21 protein-coding genes and 1 rRNA gene are annotated in these 17,365 nt (G+C 49.5%); all 22 read right to left on the bottom strand.

All coding sequences use genetic code 11. The features are described 5' to 3' along the window. Positions 1-36: 36 nt before the first annotated feature. Positions 37-2,481, bottom strand: coding sequence for a translation initiation factor IF-2 (gene infB / locus H6X83_RS14270; RefSeq protein WP_212507120.1), 2,445 nt, complete (start codon positions 2,479-2,481; stop codon positions 37-39). Positions 2,482-2,496: 15 nt separating this feature from the next. Beyond that, the gene (locus H6X83_RS14275; RefSeq protein ID WP_212507121.1) at positions 2,497-2,805 is read right to left on the bottom strand and encodes a L7Ae/L30e/S12e/Gadd45 family ribosomal protein; all 309 of its coding nucleotides are present in this window, start codon (positions 2,803-2,805) and stop codon (positions 2,497-2,499) included. After that, the gene (gene rnpM / locus H6X83_RS14280; RefSeq protein ID WP_212507122.1) at positions 2,795-3,067 is read right to left on the bottom strand and encodes an RNase P modulator RnpM; all 273 of its coding nucleotides are present in this window, start codon (positions 3,065-3,067) and stop codon (positions 2,795-2,797) included. The genes H6X83_RS14275 and rnpM overlap by 11 nt, the downstream gene beginning before the upstream one ends. Positions 3,068-3,153: 86 nt before the next feature. Continuing rightward, on the bottom strand, positions 3,154-4,257 hold the full coding sequence (nusA, locus tag H6X83_RS14285) for a transcription termination factor NusA (RefSeq protein ID WP_212507123.1): 1,104 nt from the start codon (positions 4,255-4,257) through the stop codon (positions 3,154-3,156). After that, positions 4,250-4,753 carry a ribosome maturation factor RimP gene (locus tag H6X83_RS14290; protein ID WP_212507124.1) on the bottom strand — a complete coding sequence of 168 codons (504 nt, stop codon included), beginning with the start codon at positions 4,751-4,753 and terminating at the stop codon, positions 4,250-4,252. Before H6X83_RS14290 ends, nusA begins: the two co-directional genes overlap by 8 nt. A 147-nt stretch (positions 4,754-4,900) precedes the next feature. Then, a complete protein-coding gene (locus H6X83_RS14295) occupies positions 4,901-5,431 on the bottom strand; it encodes a stage V sporulation T C-terminal domain-containing protein (protein WP_246419322.1) in 531 nt (176 codons plus the stop codon). A gap of 292 nt (positions 5,432-5,723) precedes the next feature. Beyond that, positions 5,724-6,374, bottom strand: a complete 651-nt coding sequence (gene rpe, locus H6X83_RS14300) for a ribulose-phosphate 3-epimerase (protein WP_212507125.1) — start codon at positions 6,372-6,374, stop codon at positions 5,724-5,726. A 197-nt stretch (positions 6,375-6,571) separates the two neighbouring features. Beyond that, positions 6,572-6,949 (bottom strand): hypothetical protein, encoded by a 378-nt coding sequence (locus H6X83_RS14305; protein WP_212507126.1) that lies wholly within the window; start codon positions 6,947-6,949, stop codon positions 6,572-6,574. A gap of 28 nt (positions 6,950-6,977) precedes the next feature. Further along, positions 6,978-7,316, bottom strand: a complete 339-nt coding sequence (locus H6X83_RS14310; protein WP_212507127.1) for a hypothetical protein — start codon at positions 7,314-7,316, stop codon at positions 6,978-6,980. A 227-nt stretch (positions 7,317-7,543) separates the two neighbouring features. Beyond that, a complete protein-coding gene (locus tag H6X83_RS14315) occupies positions 7,544-8,749 on the bottom strand; it encodes a resuscitation-promoting factor (RefSeq protein WP_246419681.1) in 1,206 nt (401 codons plus the stop codon). Positions 8,750-9,448: 699 nt separating this feature from the next. Then, positions 9,449-10,324, bottom strand: a complete 876-nt coding sequence (locus tag H6X83_RS14320) for an AraC family transcriptional regulator (protein WP_212507129.1) — start codon at positions 10,322-10,324, stop codon at positions 9,449-9,451. A gap of 201 nt (positions 10,325-10,525) precedes the next feature. Next, positions 10,526-10,927: a 30S ribosomal protein S9 gene (gene rpsI, locus H6X83_RS14325; protein WP_212507130.1), complete on the bottom strand. Its 402-nt coding sequence runs from the start codon at positions 10,925-10,927 to the stop codon at positions 10,526-10,528. Between the two features lie 18 nt (positions 10,928-10,945). After that, positions 10,946-11,374, bottom strand: coding sequence for a 50S ribosomal protein L13 (gene rplM / locus H6X83_RS14330; protein ID WP_212507131.1), 429 nt, complete (start codon positions 11,372-11,374; stop codon positions 10,946-10,948). A 235-nt stretch (positions 11,375-11,609) separates the two neighbouring features. Then, on the bottom strand, positions 11,610-12,347 hold the full coding sequence (locus H6X83_RS14335) for a class I SAM-dependent DNA methyltransferase (protein WP_212507132.1): 738 nt from the start codon (positions 12,345-12,347) through the stop codon (positions 11,610-11,612). A gap of 405 nt (positions 12,348-12,752) precedes the next feature. Then, a complete protein-coding gene (locus H6X83_RS14340; protein WP_212507133.1) occupies positions 12,753-13,151 on the bottom strand; it encodes a DUF1284 domain-containing protein in 399 nt (132 codons plus the stop codon). 1 nt (position 13,152) lies between these two features. Continuing rightward, on the bottom strand, positions 13,153-13,728 hold the full coding sequence (locus H6X83_RS14345) for a biotin transporter BioY (RefSeq protein WP_212507134.1): 576 nt from the start codon (positions 13,726-13,728) through the stop codon (positions 13,153-13,155). Positions 13,729-13,876: 148 nt separating this feature from the next. Further along, positions 13,877-14,089, bottom strand: coding sequence for a zinc ribbon domain-containing protein (locus tag H6X83_RS14350; RefSeq protein WP_212507135.1), 213 nt, complete (start codon positions 14,087-14,089; stop codon positions 13,877-13,879). A 161-nt stretch (positions 14,090-14,250) separates the two neighbouring features. Next, on the bottom strand, positions 14,251-15,264 hold the full coding sequence (gene aroF / locus H6X83_RS14355; protein ID WP_212507136.1) for a 3-deoxy-7-phosphoheptulonate synthase: 1,014 nt from the start codon (positions 15,262-15,264) through the stop codon (positions 14,251-14,253). A 109-nt stretch (positions 15,265-15,373) separates the two neighbouring features. Next, positions 15,374-15,490 (bottom strand): 5S ribosomal RNA (rrf, locus tag H6X83_RS14360). Positions 15,491-15,619: 129 nt separating this feature from the next. Beyond that, positions 15,620-16,159, bottom strand: a complete 540-nt coding sequence (locus tag H6X83_RS14365) for a hypothetical protein (RefSeq protein ID WP_212507137.1) — start codon at positions 16,157-16,159, stop codon at positions 15,620-15,622. A gap of 33 nt (positions 16,160-16,192) precedes the next feature. Further along, positions 16,193-16,714: a hypothetical protein gene (locus H6X83_RS14370; RefSeq protein ID WP_212507138.1), complete on the bottom strand. Its 522-nt coding sequence runs from the start codon at positions 16,712-16,714 to the stop codon at positions 16,193-16,195. A gap of 254 nt (positions 16,715-16,968) precedes the next feature. Further along, on the bottom strand, positions 16,969-17,352 hold the full coding sequence (locus tag H6X83_RS14375) for a hypothetical protein (protein ID WP_212507139.1): 384 nt from the start codon (positions 17,350-17,352) through the stop codon (positions 16,969-16,971). Between the last annotated feature and the right edge of the window lie 13 nt (positions 17,353-17,365).

The following is a 17,365-nucleotide window of genomic DNA, read 5'->3' on the forward strand; positions in this document are numbered from 1 at the left end:
AATTTAAAAACGCGTAAACCTGCGGCACCGCCGGCTTTATTCAGGGCGGTACTCTTCCATGGTGTAGGCTTCCAAAATATCCCCAACCTTAATGTCTGCAAACTTCTCCAGGCAGACACCGCAGTCATAGCCTTCCAATACTTCCTTTGCGTCATCCTTGAATCGGCGCAGAGATGCAACTTTGTCGTCCGCAATGACAATGCCGTCACGCACAACACGCACATCAGCGCCGCGGGTGATTTTACCGGAAACAACGTGTGCACCAATAACCGTGCCGACACTGCTGATTTTGTAGGTTTCACGGCACTCTACACGGCCAAGCTGCACTTCGCGGAACTTCGGCGCAAGCATGCCCTTCATAGCGGAATCAATTTCCTGAATGCAGTCATAAATGACGCGGTACAGGCGCAGATCCACACCGTCACGTTTTGCGTTTTCTTCCGCTACCGGATCAGGACGCACATTAAAGCCAACAATAATGGCGTTGCTGGCTGATGCCAGCATAACGTCGCTTTCGCTGATGGCACCAACGCCGCCGTGAATCACATTGACGCGCACTTCTTCATTGGAAAGCTTTTCAAGGGACTGACGTACAGCTTCAACAGAGCCCTGCACATCCGCTTTCACGATAATCTGCAGTTCCTTCATGTCGCCAATCTGCATCTGCTCAAACAAATTATCCAAAGTGACCTTAGTGCGGGAGTTGAACAGCTCCTCTTTCTGCGCGGTGCGGCGCTGCTCCACCAGCTGGCGGGCAAGGCGTTCATCCGAAACCGCGTTAAAGGTATCGCCGCCGGTCGGCACGCTGTCCAAACCGGTAATCTCCACCGGCACGCTGGGCGCGGCTGCTTCGATTTCTTTTCCACTCGCACTTGCCATGGCACGCACGCGGCCGACACTGGTACCCGCAACAATAATATCCCCGATATGCAGCGTACCATTCTGCACCAGCATGGTGGCAATCGGGCCGCGGCCCTTGTCCAAGCGTGCTTCAATAACAACACCCTTGGCTGCGCGGTTCGGGTTGGCCTTGAGTTCCTTCATGTCTGCGACCAGCAGAATCATTTCCAGCAAATCTTTGATGCCGGTTTTCTGTTTTGCGGAAACACGGATGCACGGCACGTCGCCGCCCCATTCTTCTGGAACCAGCTCGTACTTGGTCAGTTCTTCCATAACATGTTCCGGGTTCGCGCCGGGCTTGTCGATTTTGTTGATTGCAACAATAATATTGACCTTAGCAGCCTTTGCGTGGTGGATGGCCTCAACGGTCTGCGGCATGACACCGTCATCCGCAGCAACAACCAGCACGGCAATATCCGTTGCCATCGCACCGCGGGCACGCATGGTGGTGAACGCTTCATGGCCGGGGGTGTCCAGGAATGTGACCATGCGGCCGTCCAGATTGACCTGATAAGCACCGATGTGCTGCGTAATGCCGCCGGCTTCGCTTTCTGTTACATTGGTGTGGCGGATTGCATCCAGCAGGCTGGTTTTGCCGTGGTCAACGTGTCCCATGACAACCACGACAGGTGCACGGGTTTCCAAATCTGCATCGGTATCTTCGCTGTCGTCAATAATCTGCTCCTCGATGGTGACTTCAACTTCTTTTTCCACTTTTGCGTGGAATTCCATTGCTACCACAGAGGCAGTGTCAAAGTCGACTTCATCATTGATAGAAGCAAACACGCCGTTTGCCATCAGTTTCTTAATGACTTCCGCGGCAGTCGCTTTTAGGCGCAGAGCCAGTTCGCCAACAGTGATAGACTCCGGAATCTGTACGGTAATCGGCTTTGCCTTACGCTCTGCTGCAATGCGGCGCAGACGCTCGGATTCGGTTTCACGCTTCGGGCGGCGGCCGCGGCGGTACTGCGCACTTTTTTGGTTCAGCTTCTGCTTGTGAACCACATTGTCCGTTTTCACCTTTTCATTGGCAAGACGGTCGTATTTCTCGTTGTATTTATCCAGTTCAACATTGTGTGAACGGGTATCCACAATACGTTCTGCCGGGCGGCGGATGGTATTGTCGGAAGTAGAGGTCACATTAATGTGACCAAGCACTTTTGCCTGCTGCCGAATCGGCGGCTGTGCTTGTTTCGGTGCTTTTGCGCGGGGTGCAGCCGGATTCTGTTTTTTCTGCTGGTTCTGCTGATGCTGCTGATTCTGCTGTGGATTCTTTTTCGGCTGCTTGGGCACAGAATTCTCCACTTTCTTTTCAGTGGCTTCTTTCAGCGGAACTGCTTTCTGTGAGCCCTCGGTACTGACGGTAACCGCCTTTTCTTCCCGCTGTGCATAATATGTGTTCAGGTCCTTCATCGCCTTTTCCTGTGTGAAAGCCTCAAACACAATATCCAGTTCGTTCTCTGTCAGGGCAGTCATGTGTTTTTTCGTTTCACCTGTATATTTTTCGAGTATATCAATGACGTCCTTGTTTGGGACATTGAGATCTTTTGCAACTTCGTGTACCCGGTATTTAATCATCATATAAAACATTCCTCCTCATCTGTCCGCGCAGTACGTCTTGAGTTTCTTTGCAAAGCCGGCATCCTCCACTGCAACAGCACCGGCGCGCTTTCCAAGTGCAGCGCCCATATCATCCACCGTCTGGTGCAGTGTATAAATCGGAACATCCTCCTGCTGAGCAGCATAAAGAATTCCTTTGGATGTATGTGGGGAAAGGTCGGCGGCTAACAGCACCAGCCGTGCGCGGCCGCAGCGAAGGCTTTCCAGCACCGGGTCGTGCCCCAGCTGCACTTTTCCAGCGCGGCGGGCAAGCCCCAGCAAGGAAAGCAGTCTGTCATTTGGCATCCTGTTCCATCTCCTTTTCCATACGGTCGTAAACGTCCTCCGGAATCTGGCAGGAAAAGGCCTTTTCGAAGCGGCGTGCTTTTCTGGCGCGTTTCAGGCATTCGGTGCTGCGGCACACATAAGCGCCCCGCCCGGGTTTTCGGCCGGTCAGGTCCAGCGTGATTTCCCCCTCTGGGGAACGTACCACGCGGACCAGTTCTTTTTTCGGTTTCATTTCACCGCAGCCGGTACACATCCGCAGCGGAACTTTTTTCTGGTGCAATTACAGGCCTCCTGCGGGAGGGGCCTGATGAGGGGTCCTCTCCCCGATTCATGTTCGCAGTTCACTTCGTGTTTTCTGCCGGAAAGTCATGCCTCCGGTTCTTCTGCAGCCGGTTCCTGCGCCGCTGCAGCACCTTCCTCACCGAAAAATCCGCTTTCCGGCTTGATGTCGATCTTCCAACCGGTCAGCTTCGCGGCCAAACGGGCATTCTGGCCCTTGTTGCCAATGGCCAGAGAAAGCTGGCTGTCCGGCACGGTTACACGGCAGGCATGGCTGCCGTCCTCGGCAAGCTCCACAGAAACAACATTTGCCGGTGAAAGTGCACTGGCAATGAATTTCTTCGGGTCGTCGCTGTACTCAACAATGTCGATCTTTTCGCCGCCGAGCTCATCGACAATCGTTCCGACACGGCCGCCGCGGGCACCAATGCAGGCACCCACTGCGTCCACCGCCGGATCATTGGAAAGAACCGCAAGCTTGGTGCGGGAACCGGCTTCGCGCGAAACCGCCTTGATTTCCACAGTGCCGTCGTAAATTTCAGGCACTTCAGTTTCAAACAGGCGTTTGACCAAATCGGGATGCGTGCGGCTGATGATGGCGTGCGGACCTTTGTCGGTCTCATGTACATCGACGACGTACACCTTAATGTGGTCGCCCTCGTGGAACACTTCCTCACCGACCATCTCACTGCGCGGCAGCATCGCTTCGCTCTTACCAATCATCAGCGTTGCGGCACCGGAGCGCGGATCCACCCGTTCCACCACTGCGCTGACCAGTTCCTGATGCTTCGACTCAAACTCCCGCATCATCAGGCCGCGTTCACCCGCGCGGATGCCCTGACGAATAACGCCGCGCGCCTGATGTGCTGCAATGCGCCCGAACTCTTTGGTGTGCAGCTGCACACTGACTTTGTCGCCCACCACACAGGTCGGGTCAATGCGGCGTGCCTTTTCCAGCAGGATCTCGCAGTTCGGAACCGCAACATCGTCTACAACTTCCTTGCGCAGGAACACCTCAAATTCGTTTTTCTCCTCATTCAGGTGCACACTGGCTTCATCGTTGTCGTAGCTGTTCTTGCAGGCAGTAGTGATCGCCTTGCAGATTTGATCTATCATATAATCCTTCGGAATTCCGCGTTCTTTTTCCAGCAGGTCCAGGGCATCAATGATGCTGATGTCTTCCTCACTCATCTTCGTTTCCTCCCAAATCGTCATTATCGTAAAGCTTTACCCATGCTGCGTCAGCAAGAGCAAAAGACATTGTTTCTTTTTCTGCGCTTTCCAGTGTCACGGTGTCATTTTCAAACGAACGAAGCGTACCGATTACCTCTCGGCTGCCGTCCGCAAAAGGACGGATAAAGCGCACCCACACCTGCTGACCCTTGCAGGCGGCAAAGTGTTCCGGGCGGGTCAGTTCCCGGTTAATGCCTGGGGAGCTGACCTCCAGCGTGTAGGCACCCTGCACCAAGTCCTGCGCATCCAGCGGCTCATTTACCGCGTGTGTCATATCCACACAGTCATCAATAGAAACTCCGCCCTCTTTGTCAATAAAGATGCGCAGATACCAATCGGCACCCTCTTTTACAAAGCGTACATCCCACAAAGTCAGGCCAAGTGCATCCGCAAGCGGCTGTGCAAGTTCCCGCACAGCTTCGGCGGTGTTTCTCCCCTTCTTCTTTGCTGCCATCGTTTCACCTCATAAAGCATATAATGCAAACAAAAGAGTGGGTCGCCCCACTCTTTCATCATTCCAGTCTATTCTTTGTTAAGTGTACCACATATGCCGGATAATTGCAAGCTGTTTCGCAAAAAAGCGGCTTTGCACGGCGGTCCTTCAGCCTTCCAGCTGCTTTGCCAAGAAACCAGCTGCAACCTGCGCCATATGCTCGGCGTCCTGCGACACTTCTTCGCCGTTGCTGAGCAGCACCACCGCACCGGTCACGTCACTCTGCGCCAAGATGGGACACACCACCGCCGCCGTGCAGTCAACTCCCTCCACCGGGTGCAGGCTTTTTCCAGATGATTTCACAAAGTCCTGCCGGGAGGAAATGCACTCCTCCAGCTCCTGACTGACTCTGCGTTCCAGATACTCCCGCTTGGAAACGCCCGCTGCAGCCACGATATGGTCGCGGTCACAGATGAGTGCCGGCAGCCCTGCGGAATTGTTGAGCACGTCTGCCATCTGCGTGGAAAACAGTGCCATTTCGCCGACAGGCGAATATTTTTTAAAGATGACACCGCCTTGATTGTCTGTAAAAATCTCCAGTGCATCGCCTTCGCGGATTCGCAGTGTGCGGCGGATTTCCTTTGGTATGACCACCCGCCCAAGGTCATCTATCCTTCTTACGATACCGGTTGCTTTCAATACCAACATCCCCTTATCAGAAATCATTGCGCTTTTTGTCAGGTAATGGATAGTATTTGCAGGATTTTCAAAAATACGCCTGCCGCACGCATTTGTATCATAAAAAGATGCAGATTTTTTATTTTTTTGAAAGCGATACCGTTTTCATATTTGTTTTTCGGCATTTATTTCATTTTAAAATTTCCCCGCCTGCAAAGATTTAATCTTTTACGGGAAGTTTTTAAAAATTTCTGCTATATAAAAAAGCGCGGGTAACCACCGTAACTTGCGGTATTAGCCCACACTGTATTTTTCATTGTCTTCCCTGCTGTGCCGCACTGCGCAGTGCAGACACTGCCGCAGTGTAATTCGGCTGCCCAACAATGGCGCTGCCGGCCACACAAATATCCACACCGGCGTGTGCGATTTCCGCAATGTTTCCGGCATTGACACCGCCGTCGATTTCAATGAGAAGCTCCGGCAGCTTCTGTTTAAGTACCCGTACCTTCTGCAGGGTATCCATATTGAACTTCTGCCCGCCGAAGCCCGGCTCCACGCCCATAATCAGCACCATATCCACCATCTGGAGGAATGGAAAAAGCTCCTCTACCGGTGTACCCGGGCGCACGGAAATGCCCGCTTTGGCACCAAGGCCGTGAATCATGGAAATCGTCTGGGCGGGGTTGCCCTCCGCTTCCAGGTGAAACGTAATGTAATCCGAGCCGGCCTTTACAAACGGCTGTAAAAAGCGCTGAGGCTCGGTTATCATCAGATGTACGTCCAGCGGCTGCTTCGTCATGGGACGCAGCGATTTTACCATATTAGGGCCAAAGGTGATGTTCGGCACGAAATGCCCATCCATCACATCCACATGAATCCAGTCGGAACCGGCCTGATTGATCTGTTCCACTTCTTCGCCCAGCCTTGCAAAGTCCGCGCCCAAAATTGAAACCGATATGCGCATGGTGCTCCTCCTAATGCCTTCGTTTCCCGTTTTCCGTGCTATTGAATTTATTATTTGATTAATTATACCATAAAAATCCGCTGTAGAAAAGTCCGGAATATGCGAAAAGGAGCGACAAGCAGCACACTGCCCGTCACTCCTCATCTATAATAAAGCGGTTAAAAAGCTTTGCCCCGCACTCACATTCTATGCAGATGTCAGTTGTTTGTGCGGTTTTCTGCTTCATAATTCTTTTTTCCTTTTTGTTTTTCTTCGTCTTCGTACTCATGTGTAACGCAATCCACACCGGTCATATCCTCCGGCGGTTCCTGCCGGGGCTGGCTGCGCTCCCTGCGGTATTTCTTTACAAAAGGCGGAACCAAAATCAGCAGGAACACTGCCGCCACACCCCGCAAAATCCAGCCCCATGTACCGTGAAACAAGTTCAGCTTTGTAAACGCCGCCGTACCCCACCACCCGGCAAGGAACAAAAAGAAAGCACCCGCCGCATAAAAGACTTTATCCTCTTTGCGGCCAAGTTGAAAAATGAGCAGCAGGCCAACCACCAGCCACATCAATGTGTACACATACTGCAAAGGCTGCTTCCCCCTTTCCAAGCAGTTCTCAGGCGGCGCGGCGCTCCTCCTGCACATAGACAGGCTGTTCGGACACACGGCGGGCAGAAGAACGGTGCTGCGCACGCCTTTTTGCTGCTTTCGCGGCGCGGCGCGCGTGAACCTCGGCAAGCAGGACGCCCGTTGTGCATAGGGTCATCACGGCACCGAGCAGCATCTGCGCTGTCAGCAGAAACACACCGTCCTCCTGAAAGGAGATTGTCATGGCGCCCATGAGTGCCAACAGCAGACACAGAAGCTTGCCCTTTCGCTCCTGCGGACGAAAAACCGCAACCAAAACGCACGCCGCAAACACCAACATCAGTCCCATGTATAAACAGCTGTCCATCCCGTGTCCCTCCGTTTTTCCATCGTCCAGGTTTACAAACTTAACATAATCCTGAGTCCATTTGCCAAATCATTGTTACATGATACCATAATGCTCTCAATACCGCAAGCCTTTTGTTACATTTTTTTAATTTTTACAGCGTATTAGTTACAAAATGAATACAAAAAGCCCGCCTGCTGCACTGCCCTGCGGGCTGCACAGAAAGCGGGACGTTTTTCTCAGTTCAATCAGTTCAAAATATAAATATTCATTGTCTGCCGGCCGAAGTTTTCACATTCCGCCTCGGTGTCCATGTATAAATCCACCATGGTAGAGCTGCTGTAAACAAATCCACCGGTGTCCGCCGCAACAGCATAACCATAAACATAGCTGCCGTCCGGAGAAGCGATATAAAGACGTGTGCCGTAGGGAATTTCATTTGGGTTCACTGCTACACGTCCGACTGCTGCCGGCAGGCCGGTTGCAGTCGTACCGCCGCCGGTGTAAGCGGTGCACTTTCCAGTCAGCACACGGCTGTAGGAAAGTCCGTTTACCTGCTGGCCTGCGCTAGAGCTAGCGCTGCTGATTTGTGCACTGCTGGTTTCTTCTTCCTGCGGCTGTTCCTTTGTGCCGTTCAGCACAACCTTGTTCACCGCATCCTTCACCACACTGGTGGAAACAACGGAGGTTTCCCCGGCCACACCGTTTATGTACTTAGTACGGCGAACAATTTTCTTCTGACCGCTGCTGCCCTCTGTTTTGACCTTGCTTTCACCGACAAACATGGAACTGTCGTCCTCTGTCACAGTGTCAAACGGAATGTCCTCCGTAAGGACTTCATCCTTGTACGTTACGCGGTTTACTGCAACGTACTGCTCCTGGGTCAGCGGCTGATCGGCTTCTGCAGTCAGTTCATCATGCTTGCCGAGCGAAACGCCGGCTTTCTGAACTGCCTGCTTTGCAGTGGTGTCGGTGGAAGTGACCACCTGCGTTGAAATACCGTCAGCCTTCACGGTAACGATATGATTGCGCCGAACGGAAATCTTTGTGTTCTCTTCAACCAACTGGTCAATCGGAACATTCACGGTATCCACCGGGCCCAATGTAATGGCTGCTTCCTGCAGAACATCACGGGCAGTATCGCCAAAGTGGGCGGTAACCTGCTTCTCCGTGCCGTCTGCAATGACTTTTACAGGGTACGCTGTGCGCACGTTGACTTCAATGTTTCCCTGCGCGTTGGTAGAGCGCAAAACCAAATCTCCGTGGCTGGTGCGAACACCAGCTGTCTTCAGGATGTCATTCGTGTCATCGCTCGTCAGCATATAAAGCTTTTTGGTTTCACCGTTCTTGGTAACAACCGCGTTCTGTGTAGTTGCTATCACCGTACCAGCTGTACCCAGCCCCACTGTAAAAACAGCGCCCAGTACGAGTAACGTTTTGCCTGCCTTATGCATCTGGTTCACCTGACTCTCTATGTGCATTCTGTGTTTGTGTTACGCAATTTCCGCGTACAACTGCGGCGGTTTCCCGTCAACGCTTGCATCATACCTGTTCAACCTGCTTATGTCAAATCTTTTGAAAGTAAAATTTTGTTTATATTGCACAATCGCTGTTGAAAAAAACGTGCCGAAAAAGAGAATCACGCCCTCTTTTTCAGGGGGGCTTAGGTGGACAGTACAGCAGTTTTCTGTGCATTATGTAAAAACTTTAACTATTACAAAGCTGTTACAAAGATTACATAATAGTTGCTTCCCACTTTTCGGCTTAATATTTCCTTTTTTATGTGAAATAGTGGTGAAAAATCATGAATTTTTTGTTCGCTGTGGTGAGTGGTAAGATTTATCTGTTTAGGGAAAAGTTTGTCCATTTTTTGAGTCTATATTTATTCACTATTTTTGCAAGAATATGAATTATTTGTGCGCTTTCTACTGTGCACCCCAGTAATTTCATTAAAACCCCTTTTTGTGCTGCAGAATATCCTGCTTTTTCGGCTGCATTTTTTGCCGGAAAGTGTTGTGAAAAATTCCTTTTCGGCAAAGTGGTACTTGTTCATAATGCTTCTATTTTAATTTGTTTTTATCAATTAGTTGGTCATAATATAAAAAATTAGTCTGCAGTTTTCAACTGCAGACTGTTGAGAGATGTTAATAACTTTATTTTTTACAAATGGGGATCCACACTTCACAGTAAAGGCTGCTGTTTGCTTCGTGCGGGTGCAGTGCAAAGGGATACAGCTCAAAATCCGTATCATCCACCATATTGTACCCGGAACCGGGCAGCCACTCTTTATAAAATCTGTCCCATATATCGCGGATACACGTTTCATTTTCCCCATAGCAGAGAAAAACTGCCCATAGAATTGGCTTTACCTGCCACAGTTTGTACCCATCCGGCACTTTGGTCCCGCTGTAACGTACACCAATACCATATTGAAAGCAGCCGCTTTCCTGGGATGAGGGTGTACACATACCATACACGTCCGCATCCTCCCCATATTTTTCAAAAACTTTGGGCGCATCTGATGCCATAGTTCGGTTCCAAAACTCCGGAATCTCGCGATTTCCCTTTTCCGCCGTTATTTCATTACGAAACCTTTCCACCTTACATAAAGTCTGAAACGGTGCTTTTTCTACGATTTTGTAATCCATAATACTGCCGCCTTCCACAGATACTTTTATTATGAGACGGTTATAAAGCTTTAACTGCACACCGGATTTTTTGGCAGTCATTGGCGATACACCATGAAAACGGGTAAAAGCCTTGGTAAAGCTTTCCGGCGAATCATATCCATAACGGTATGCCAAATCAATCACTTTGCTGTCCGACCGCGCAATTTCCTGCCCAGCCATGGAAAGACGGCGGCTGCGAAGATACTCATTAACAGTCGTGCCGGTCAGCATACTGAATGCCCGATGAAAATGATAACCAGACATAAACACCTGCTTTGCCACATCTTCATAACCAACCGGCTCCAGCAGATGTTCTTCCAAATAGTCCAATGCTTTTTGTATGCTTGTTATGCAGTCCACTTTGCTCACCTCATGTTTCTATTATATATAGAAAGCGTTATCGTTTCCTGACCTGCCTTGCTCAATTTTGTCAGAAGTCAGCTGTGCAATTTTCCTACTATATAATATAGTAAGGTTTTTGCTTAGAAAGCAACACTAATATATAAGAAAAGACCCCGGAAAAACTTCCGGGGTCTGAAAAATCTTTTTGTAAAGCGGAGATTAACGCTTTGAGAACTGCGGTGCACGACGTGCAGCTTTGAGGCCGTACTTCTTGCGTTCCTTCATTCTTGGGTCACGGGTCAGGAAGCCAGCCTTTTTCAGGGCCGGACGCAGACCTTCGCTGTCGAGCTGCAGCAGGGCGCGTGCAATGCCGTGACGGATAGCACCGGCCTGGCCGGTAACACCGCCGCCAGCAACGCGGCACACAACGTCGAACTTGCCGGCGTTTCCGGTCAGTTCCAACGGCTGACGAACGATGAGCTTCAGTGTTTCCAGGCCGAAGTAATCGTCGATGCTGCGGTCATTGATGGTGACCTTGCCGGTGCCCTGATACAGACGTACACGGGCTACCGAGCTTTTTCTTCTGCCGGTACCATAGTAGTAAGGTGTTTTATCATACATAATGCTTGTCCTCCTCCCTTAAAGTTCCCAAGCAGTCGGCTGCTGGGCGGCGTGATTATGCTCTGCGCCTTCAACGGTGCGAAGGCGGGTAAGCGCATTGCGGCCGAGGGTATTATCGGGCAGCATACCTTTAATCGCCTTTTTCATTGCGGCACAGGGGTCTTCGCGCATCAGGGTGTCGTAGCGGACATCCTTCAAGTGGCCGATGTAGCCGGTGTGGTGGTACCAATGCTTCTTCTCCAGCTTTTTGCCGGTCAAAACAGTCTTGGCACAGTTGATAATGATGACATTGTCACCACAGTCAACATGGGGGGTGTAGGTGGTCTTTTCTTTGCCGCGCAGAAGAACGGCAGCCTGGGCAGCCACGCGGCCGAGGGGCTTGCCTTCGGCGTCGATGACATACCACTTGCGGGTGACTTCTTGAGCCTTCGCCATATAAGTGGACATGAGCGCAACCTCCAAAAATAAATATTACAATGCCCCGCCCCGGGCGGGGCTGCCTTTTTTAAGCGGTGCGGTGCAGAAAACCTGTACCACAGAGGAATTGCATTTATGATACTACCACAAGTTCCTCTCTGTGTCAAGAGTAAAAGTCCCGTTTTTTAAATTTAACGGCTCTTAGCTTTCATTTTCGTGCCCAAATGGCCTTATTCTGGCTGTAGCTTCCCCGTCATTTCAGTTTTTATGGCTTTTGAGCCGCAATCAGCAAAAAACTGGGCTTGTCGTATTCCTTTACCATTCTGGGGTTTTTCTGCACTGTTTGTTCATCTGGTACTGGTTCACGCAGTTCCCGAATGACGAATCCGGCACCTAGCAATGCATTCAAAACCTGGGAAAACGTACGGTGATACTTGTGCACGCTGCACTCCAGCCACTCCTCCGTGCGCGGGCCGGGGCAGCTGTAGCTGCTGAGCGGATAAAAGCGCTTGTGTGTTTCCTCGTCATAGACCCAGTTTGGCCCCTCTTTCGGTGCAGTAGTCAGCGGATGTTCCTGCGAAAAGACAAAAGAGCCTCCCTTTTTTAGAATTGCGTAAACAGAACGCGCTAATGCGTCAAAATCTTCTATATAATGTACAGCAAGCGAACTAGCAACCACATCATAGTTTTCTCCCAAACTTGCAATCTGCGTCATATCCATACAGAAATACGCTGTGCGTTCATTTGCATTGCGTTTTTTTGCTTCGTTTATCATATTCTGTGACAAGTCCACACCGGTCACATGTGCCGCACCAAGACGCAGATAACCTGCACAGCCCTCGCCAAACCCACAGCCGAGGTCCAGCACGTGCTTTCCGGCAAGCGGCGGCAGCATCGCCTGCAGTGCCGGCTGCTCCAGCAAGGTATTGTAGCTTACCGGATTTTCGCGCAGTTCCATGTAATTTTTAAAGAATACCTGATCATCATATAAATTTTCCTGCATTTTCGTTCCACCTTTCATGGAAAAATTAAAAGTTATGTTTACCTGCCCTTACAGTAAAGGTTTCGCCCGCCTTTTCAAAGGCGGTGGGTATGGGTGAAACCCACGGTTTTATCTCTTGACCGTAACGCCCTTGTGTATCAAAATGGAATACAAGCAGCATTCCCTGCGGCGGCGCAGCCACGCCGTATGAAAACAGCCTTGAAAGCTCTTTTTGACAACTACTATAGGAGTCCAATAAATTGCTGAAAAATCGGGGTAGCCTGCTACTCATGCTGCTAAGGGCAAGGTCGTGGGGCTGCGCGCCCCACACTGCGGTTGCTTTCTAAGAAAGCAACTTTAATACAGCGAAAAACAAAGACTGCTGCAGCGCTTCATCACTGCAAAACAGTCTTAGCCATTTTCTTTTTAAGAATTATTTTGTTCTTCAATCGCGGCACACAGGCTGTACCACTGGCAATCCCCGCATACCTCACGCAGGTGTACTTGGGAAAGGGCTACCATCTTTTCGCGCAAATCGGCCCAACGCAGCGTCTGTTCCGCCTTTAGCCCGCTGTGCTGCAAAACTCCGGTATCATATCGAGCAGGCTTTGCACTTTCACAGGTGCTGCCGGTTCGGTGCGGACAATGCGCACACAAGCTGTCAGCACCAATGCACAAGCGCACCAATGTTTCCGGATTCTCACGCAGCCGCGCTGCGGCAGCCGCCATATTCGCGGTAAATGCGTCACTGTACCCTTCCCCTACAAAATGCAGCAGGCACAGCCCATGGTGCGGCCGAAGAACAAGTTCCTCTGTCCCATCCATCTTAAACAGCCTGTGCACGGTGGTTCAGCCGATTCAGAACACGTTCCAGCTGCGGTGCCAGCACCGTGACAACTGCAATCTTGACCGCATCCCCCAGCAGGAACGGTACCACGCAGGCCAGCAGCGCTGCGGCAAGCGGTGTATGTGTTACAGTAATGAACCAAATAGTACCCATTGTGTACAGCGCCGCTGTACCAACGACCATAGAAACGATGAGTACACCGGATTTTTTCAGCAGTTTTTGTTTCTCACTGCTAAGCAGGCGGTACAGCAGGCCTTCCACCGCTGCCAGTACCAAGTAACCGAGCAGATAACCGCCGGTCGGGCCAACAATGCAGCCAACGCCTGCACTGAACCCAGCAAACACCGGCACGCCGATGCAGCCCAGCAGCAAATAAACCACTTGGCTGAGCACACCCCACTTTGGCCCCAGCAGTGCGGCGCTCAGCATCACCGCAAAGGTCGCCAAACTGATAGGCACCTGTCCCACCGGGATGGAAATCGGTGCAAGAACGCAGGTCAACGCGGCACACATCGCACAGAGTACTAAATTTTTTGTAGATGTTTTCAAGTTCATTCCCTCTTTCAATAATAAATACCAATAAGCAAGAAAGTTTTCAACAGACCGTACACATTCGGTTGAAACTCTGCAAACTAATCAAAAGCACATAAAGAAATGCTGAAGCCTGCTGTAAACTTCAGCACATTTTTACGACAATCCGCCGTCAGTTTCCAATCAAGAAATCCAATATGTTCATTCCCGCGTCCGTCTGTGCTTTATACAGTTCCGTATACCCACACTGCGTGCAGGATACCGTTATGAACCGCTTGTTCTGTACATCAAAAATCTTTGAAAAATTTCCGCCGGTTGCCTGAAATTGGTCTGTTTCATACTGGCTACATCCGCATTTGGGACATACGTACTGTTTTGGCTGCATACTGTTCGCTCCATTCTGTTATAATTTCTTTTCTTTAACAATAAATGATATGAACAAAAATTGCAATGCTTAAACTAAAAAAAGCGAGGAAGCGGCAATTTGGCAGCCGCTTCCTCGCTCCTATTTTCAACATCTGCAGTTCAGAATGTGGAAAAGTCCGCTTACAGACTGCGGTCAACTGCTGCTGCAACCTTTTTTAGCTTTCCCATAAATTCCTGAAAATCTGGAATCGTCAGCTGCTGTGCGGCATCACTCATCGCGACCTTCGGGTCTGGGTGTACCTCAACAATAATGCCATCTGCACCTGCTGCAATTCCGGCCATGGCAAGCGGCGTAACCAAACTGCGTTTGCCCGCAGCATGGGAGGGATCAACAATAATTGGTAGGCTGCTGCGCTCTTTGACAACCGGAACTGCAGAAACATCCAAGGTGTTGCGTGTAGCAGTTTCAAAGGTGCGGATGCCGCGCTCACACAGCACCACATTCTGGTTGCCCTCACTTAAAATATACTCTGCCGCATCCAGCCACTCTTCAATGGTGCAGGCAATTCCGTTTTTTAAAAGCACCGGCAGGCCGGAACGTCCGATTGCGCGCAGAAGACGGAAATTCTGCATATTACGCGCACCAACCTGAATCATATCACAGTATTTTCCTGCGGCATCCAAATCCTGTGCATCCACTACTTCGCTGACGCAGAGCAAACCGGCAGCATCTGCGGCTTTCCGCAGAAGACGGTATCCTTCATCTTCCAAACCCTGGAATGCATATGGGCTGGTGCGCGGCTTGTAAGCACCGCCGCGCAGCATTTGTGCACCGGCGGCTTTCACGCCCAGCGCCGCTTTTGTTACCTGCTCTTCCGATTCGACTGCGCAGGGACCGGCAATCATAACCAGCTTATCACCGCCGAAGGTAACATTTTTTACTGTTACCTTGCGTCCCTCCGGCACCATTTCGCGACTCGCGAGCTTGTAGGAATGCATGATTGGCACGCATTTTTCAACGCCGTCCATAACTTCAATATTTTCCGTATTCAGCTTAGATTTATCTCCCAAAACGCCAATAACAGTTGCTTCGCTGCCAACAGAAAGGTTTGCACCCAGTCCCTTATCCTTTAGAGCAGCAATTACGTGGTCAATCTGGCCTTTTGTGCAGTTATTTTTCATTAAAATAATCATGCGGATTCCTCCTCCAAACTATTGCTTTTCTGATTTAAAGCTTTTATGCTTTTATTTGCTAAAGCTAATTTTGTAAAAAACAACCACCCTATTGGGTGGCAGCTTTTGATGTTGGCACCTACCTAATTTCCCGGGCCGTTACCAGCCAAGTATTTTCGGCACGAGTGAGCTTAACTTCTGTGTTCGGAATGGGAACAGGTGGACCCTCACCGTCATCAGCACCAACTATTTGTTTTTGTTTTGCCGTCGTTCCTGACGACTTATATATAATACCACAACATTTTTAATAATGCAAGCTTTTTTTCAAAGTTTTTTAAAAAAATTAGGTGCTGCAAAAAGCGGCACCTAATTGCAATTAAAACGGAAAATTCAGCATCCACGCAGGTGCCGAATTGACATCAAACAGATTGCTGCTTATATTCGCAAGATAATTGTAAATCATCAGAAAAGCAACAAACACAATGCAGGAAATCACAAGCAGCCGCAGCAGCTTCCGCACATTCGGCCGCGGTGCCATAACTGCTTTCACAGTATGACTGCAGTCCGCACAGGCCATTTTCTGGACATAAACTTTTTTTCGCAGAATCAAGTACACAACACCCGGTACCAACCCGAGCACACCAATCAGCGCCGCCCACATTGGTGCCCGCTTTGGGCAGCCGGTTTTCGCGTCCTGATAAGCCGTGACTACAAACAAAATCCGTTCTGCGAGAAAGAGCAGCAGCATCATACCCCACAAAAACAGCATAGCGTGAATTAACGGCACTTCCGTGCCAGTTGCATCCTGCGGGTGAGCATTTATGATTAAGAATGGATGCCACTCCCGCAAAGCAGGAATGCCGGAATAATATAAAGCATCAATGTACCATAAGGTTGGACCAAGCGAACCGAACATAGCGTATACCTCTTTTATCGTTTTGGGCTATTATTAAAATGGAAAATTACGTATCCATGCGGGAATGGCCTGTATGGCATAAAGCCCGAAAGTGTAAGAAGCAGTGTAATTATATAAAATAAAAGCCAAAACTGATGCCACCGCCCCAAGGACCGCCCACAGACGCAAATGTGCTGCATGTGGATAAGGAACTGCAACGGAGGTAACGCTTCCACAAGTATCACAAACTGCTTTTTTCGTATACAACATTCGACGTACTGCAAAGAAAACCACCACTGGCAACCAGCCAAGTACCCCTGTTGCGGCTGTCCAATATGTTAACTTTTTCATACTGCTAGCCTTACCTGCTCGGTAAACTGCTGTGGCCATGAAAATCCGCTCAGCTACCAAATCTGCAATAACCAATACCCACAGTAAAAGCAAAGCGTGTGCCATATGGATTGTCTGCGCATCCATTCCCTCTGGACTAAACAATGCTGATAAATTGGAATGTGAAATATAAAACTTCTTTAAAACATTATCAAATCCGATATAGTAGAATTGAAGACCGTTCATTTGCTAGTCACTCCCTTTTAAAGGCGATTACCATATATATCGCATCCAATTGTTACCCTTCCAAAATCTGTCCCGTTAAAAACTGTTCCATTTCCACTTAAAGTATAATCTACGTGAACGTAAGCATAGGAGTGATACTGTTTATATTCAACAGAACGCTTACAGGTATATGATTTTACTGACGAACTTTTTGAAGTTACACTAGAACCGTAGGTATCATGTACAGTAATCGCACCAGTCACGCCTGGAGAATATTAAAAATTTCCTACACTACGCACATAAGCCAATAATGTGCTACCAGAATATACATTGCGATCCGTCTCAAGCCTAACTTGATGATTGTATGAATTAGTAGTTGCAAGTGTAGTTTCAACTACTTTATTATTTTTTTCAACTGACATTCTTTCATCAATCATTGTGTCAACCACACGAATACCAGTACTGTATGATGTCGTAACTTGATACTTTTTAATATTGGGATTATCGGAAGGTAAGGGAATTTTTGCTGACTGACTTATAATGGTAGGTGTAGCAGTCTTTTGATTATTAACTGGATCTGCCTCTTCCGCATGTACCGCTACTGAACTAATTGAAAACATCATGCATACAGCCAAAAAGGAGCTAACAAACTTTTTCACAATTTACTCCTTC

Source organism: Caproicibacterium amylolyticum (assembly GCF_014467055.1).
Classification (GTDB): domain Bacteria; phylum Bacillota; class Clostridia; order Oscillospirales; family Acutalibacteraceae; genus Caproicibacterium; species Caproicibacterium amylolyticum.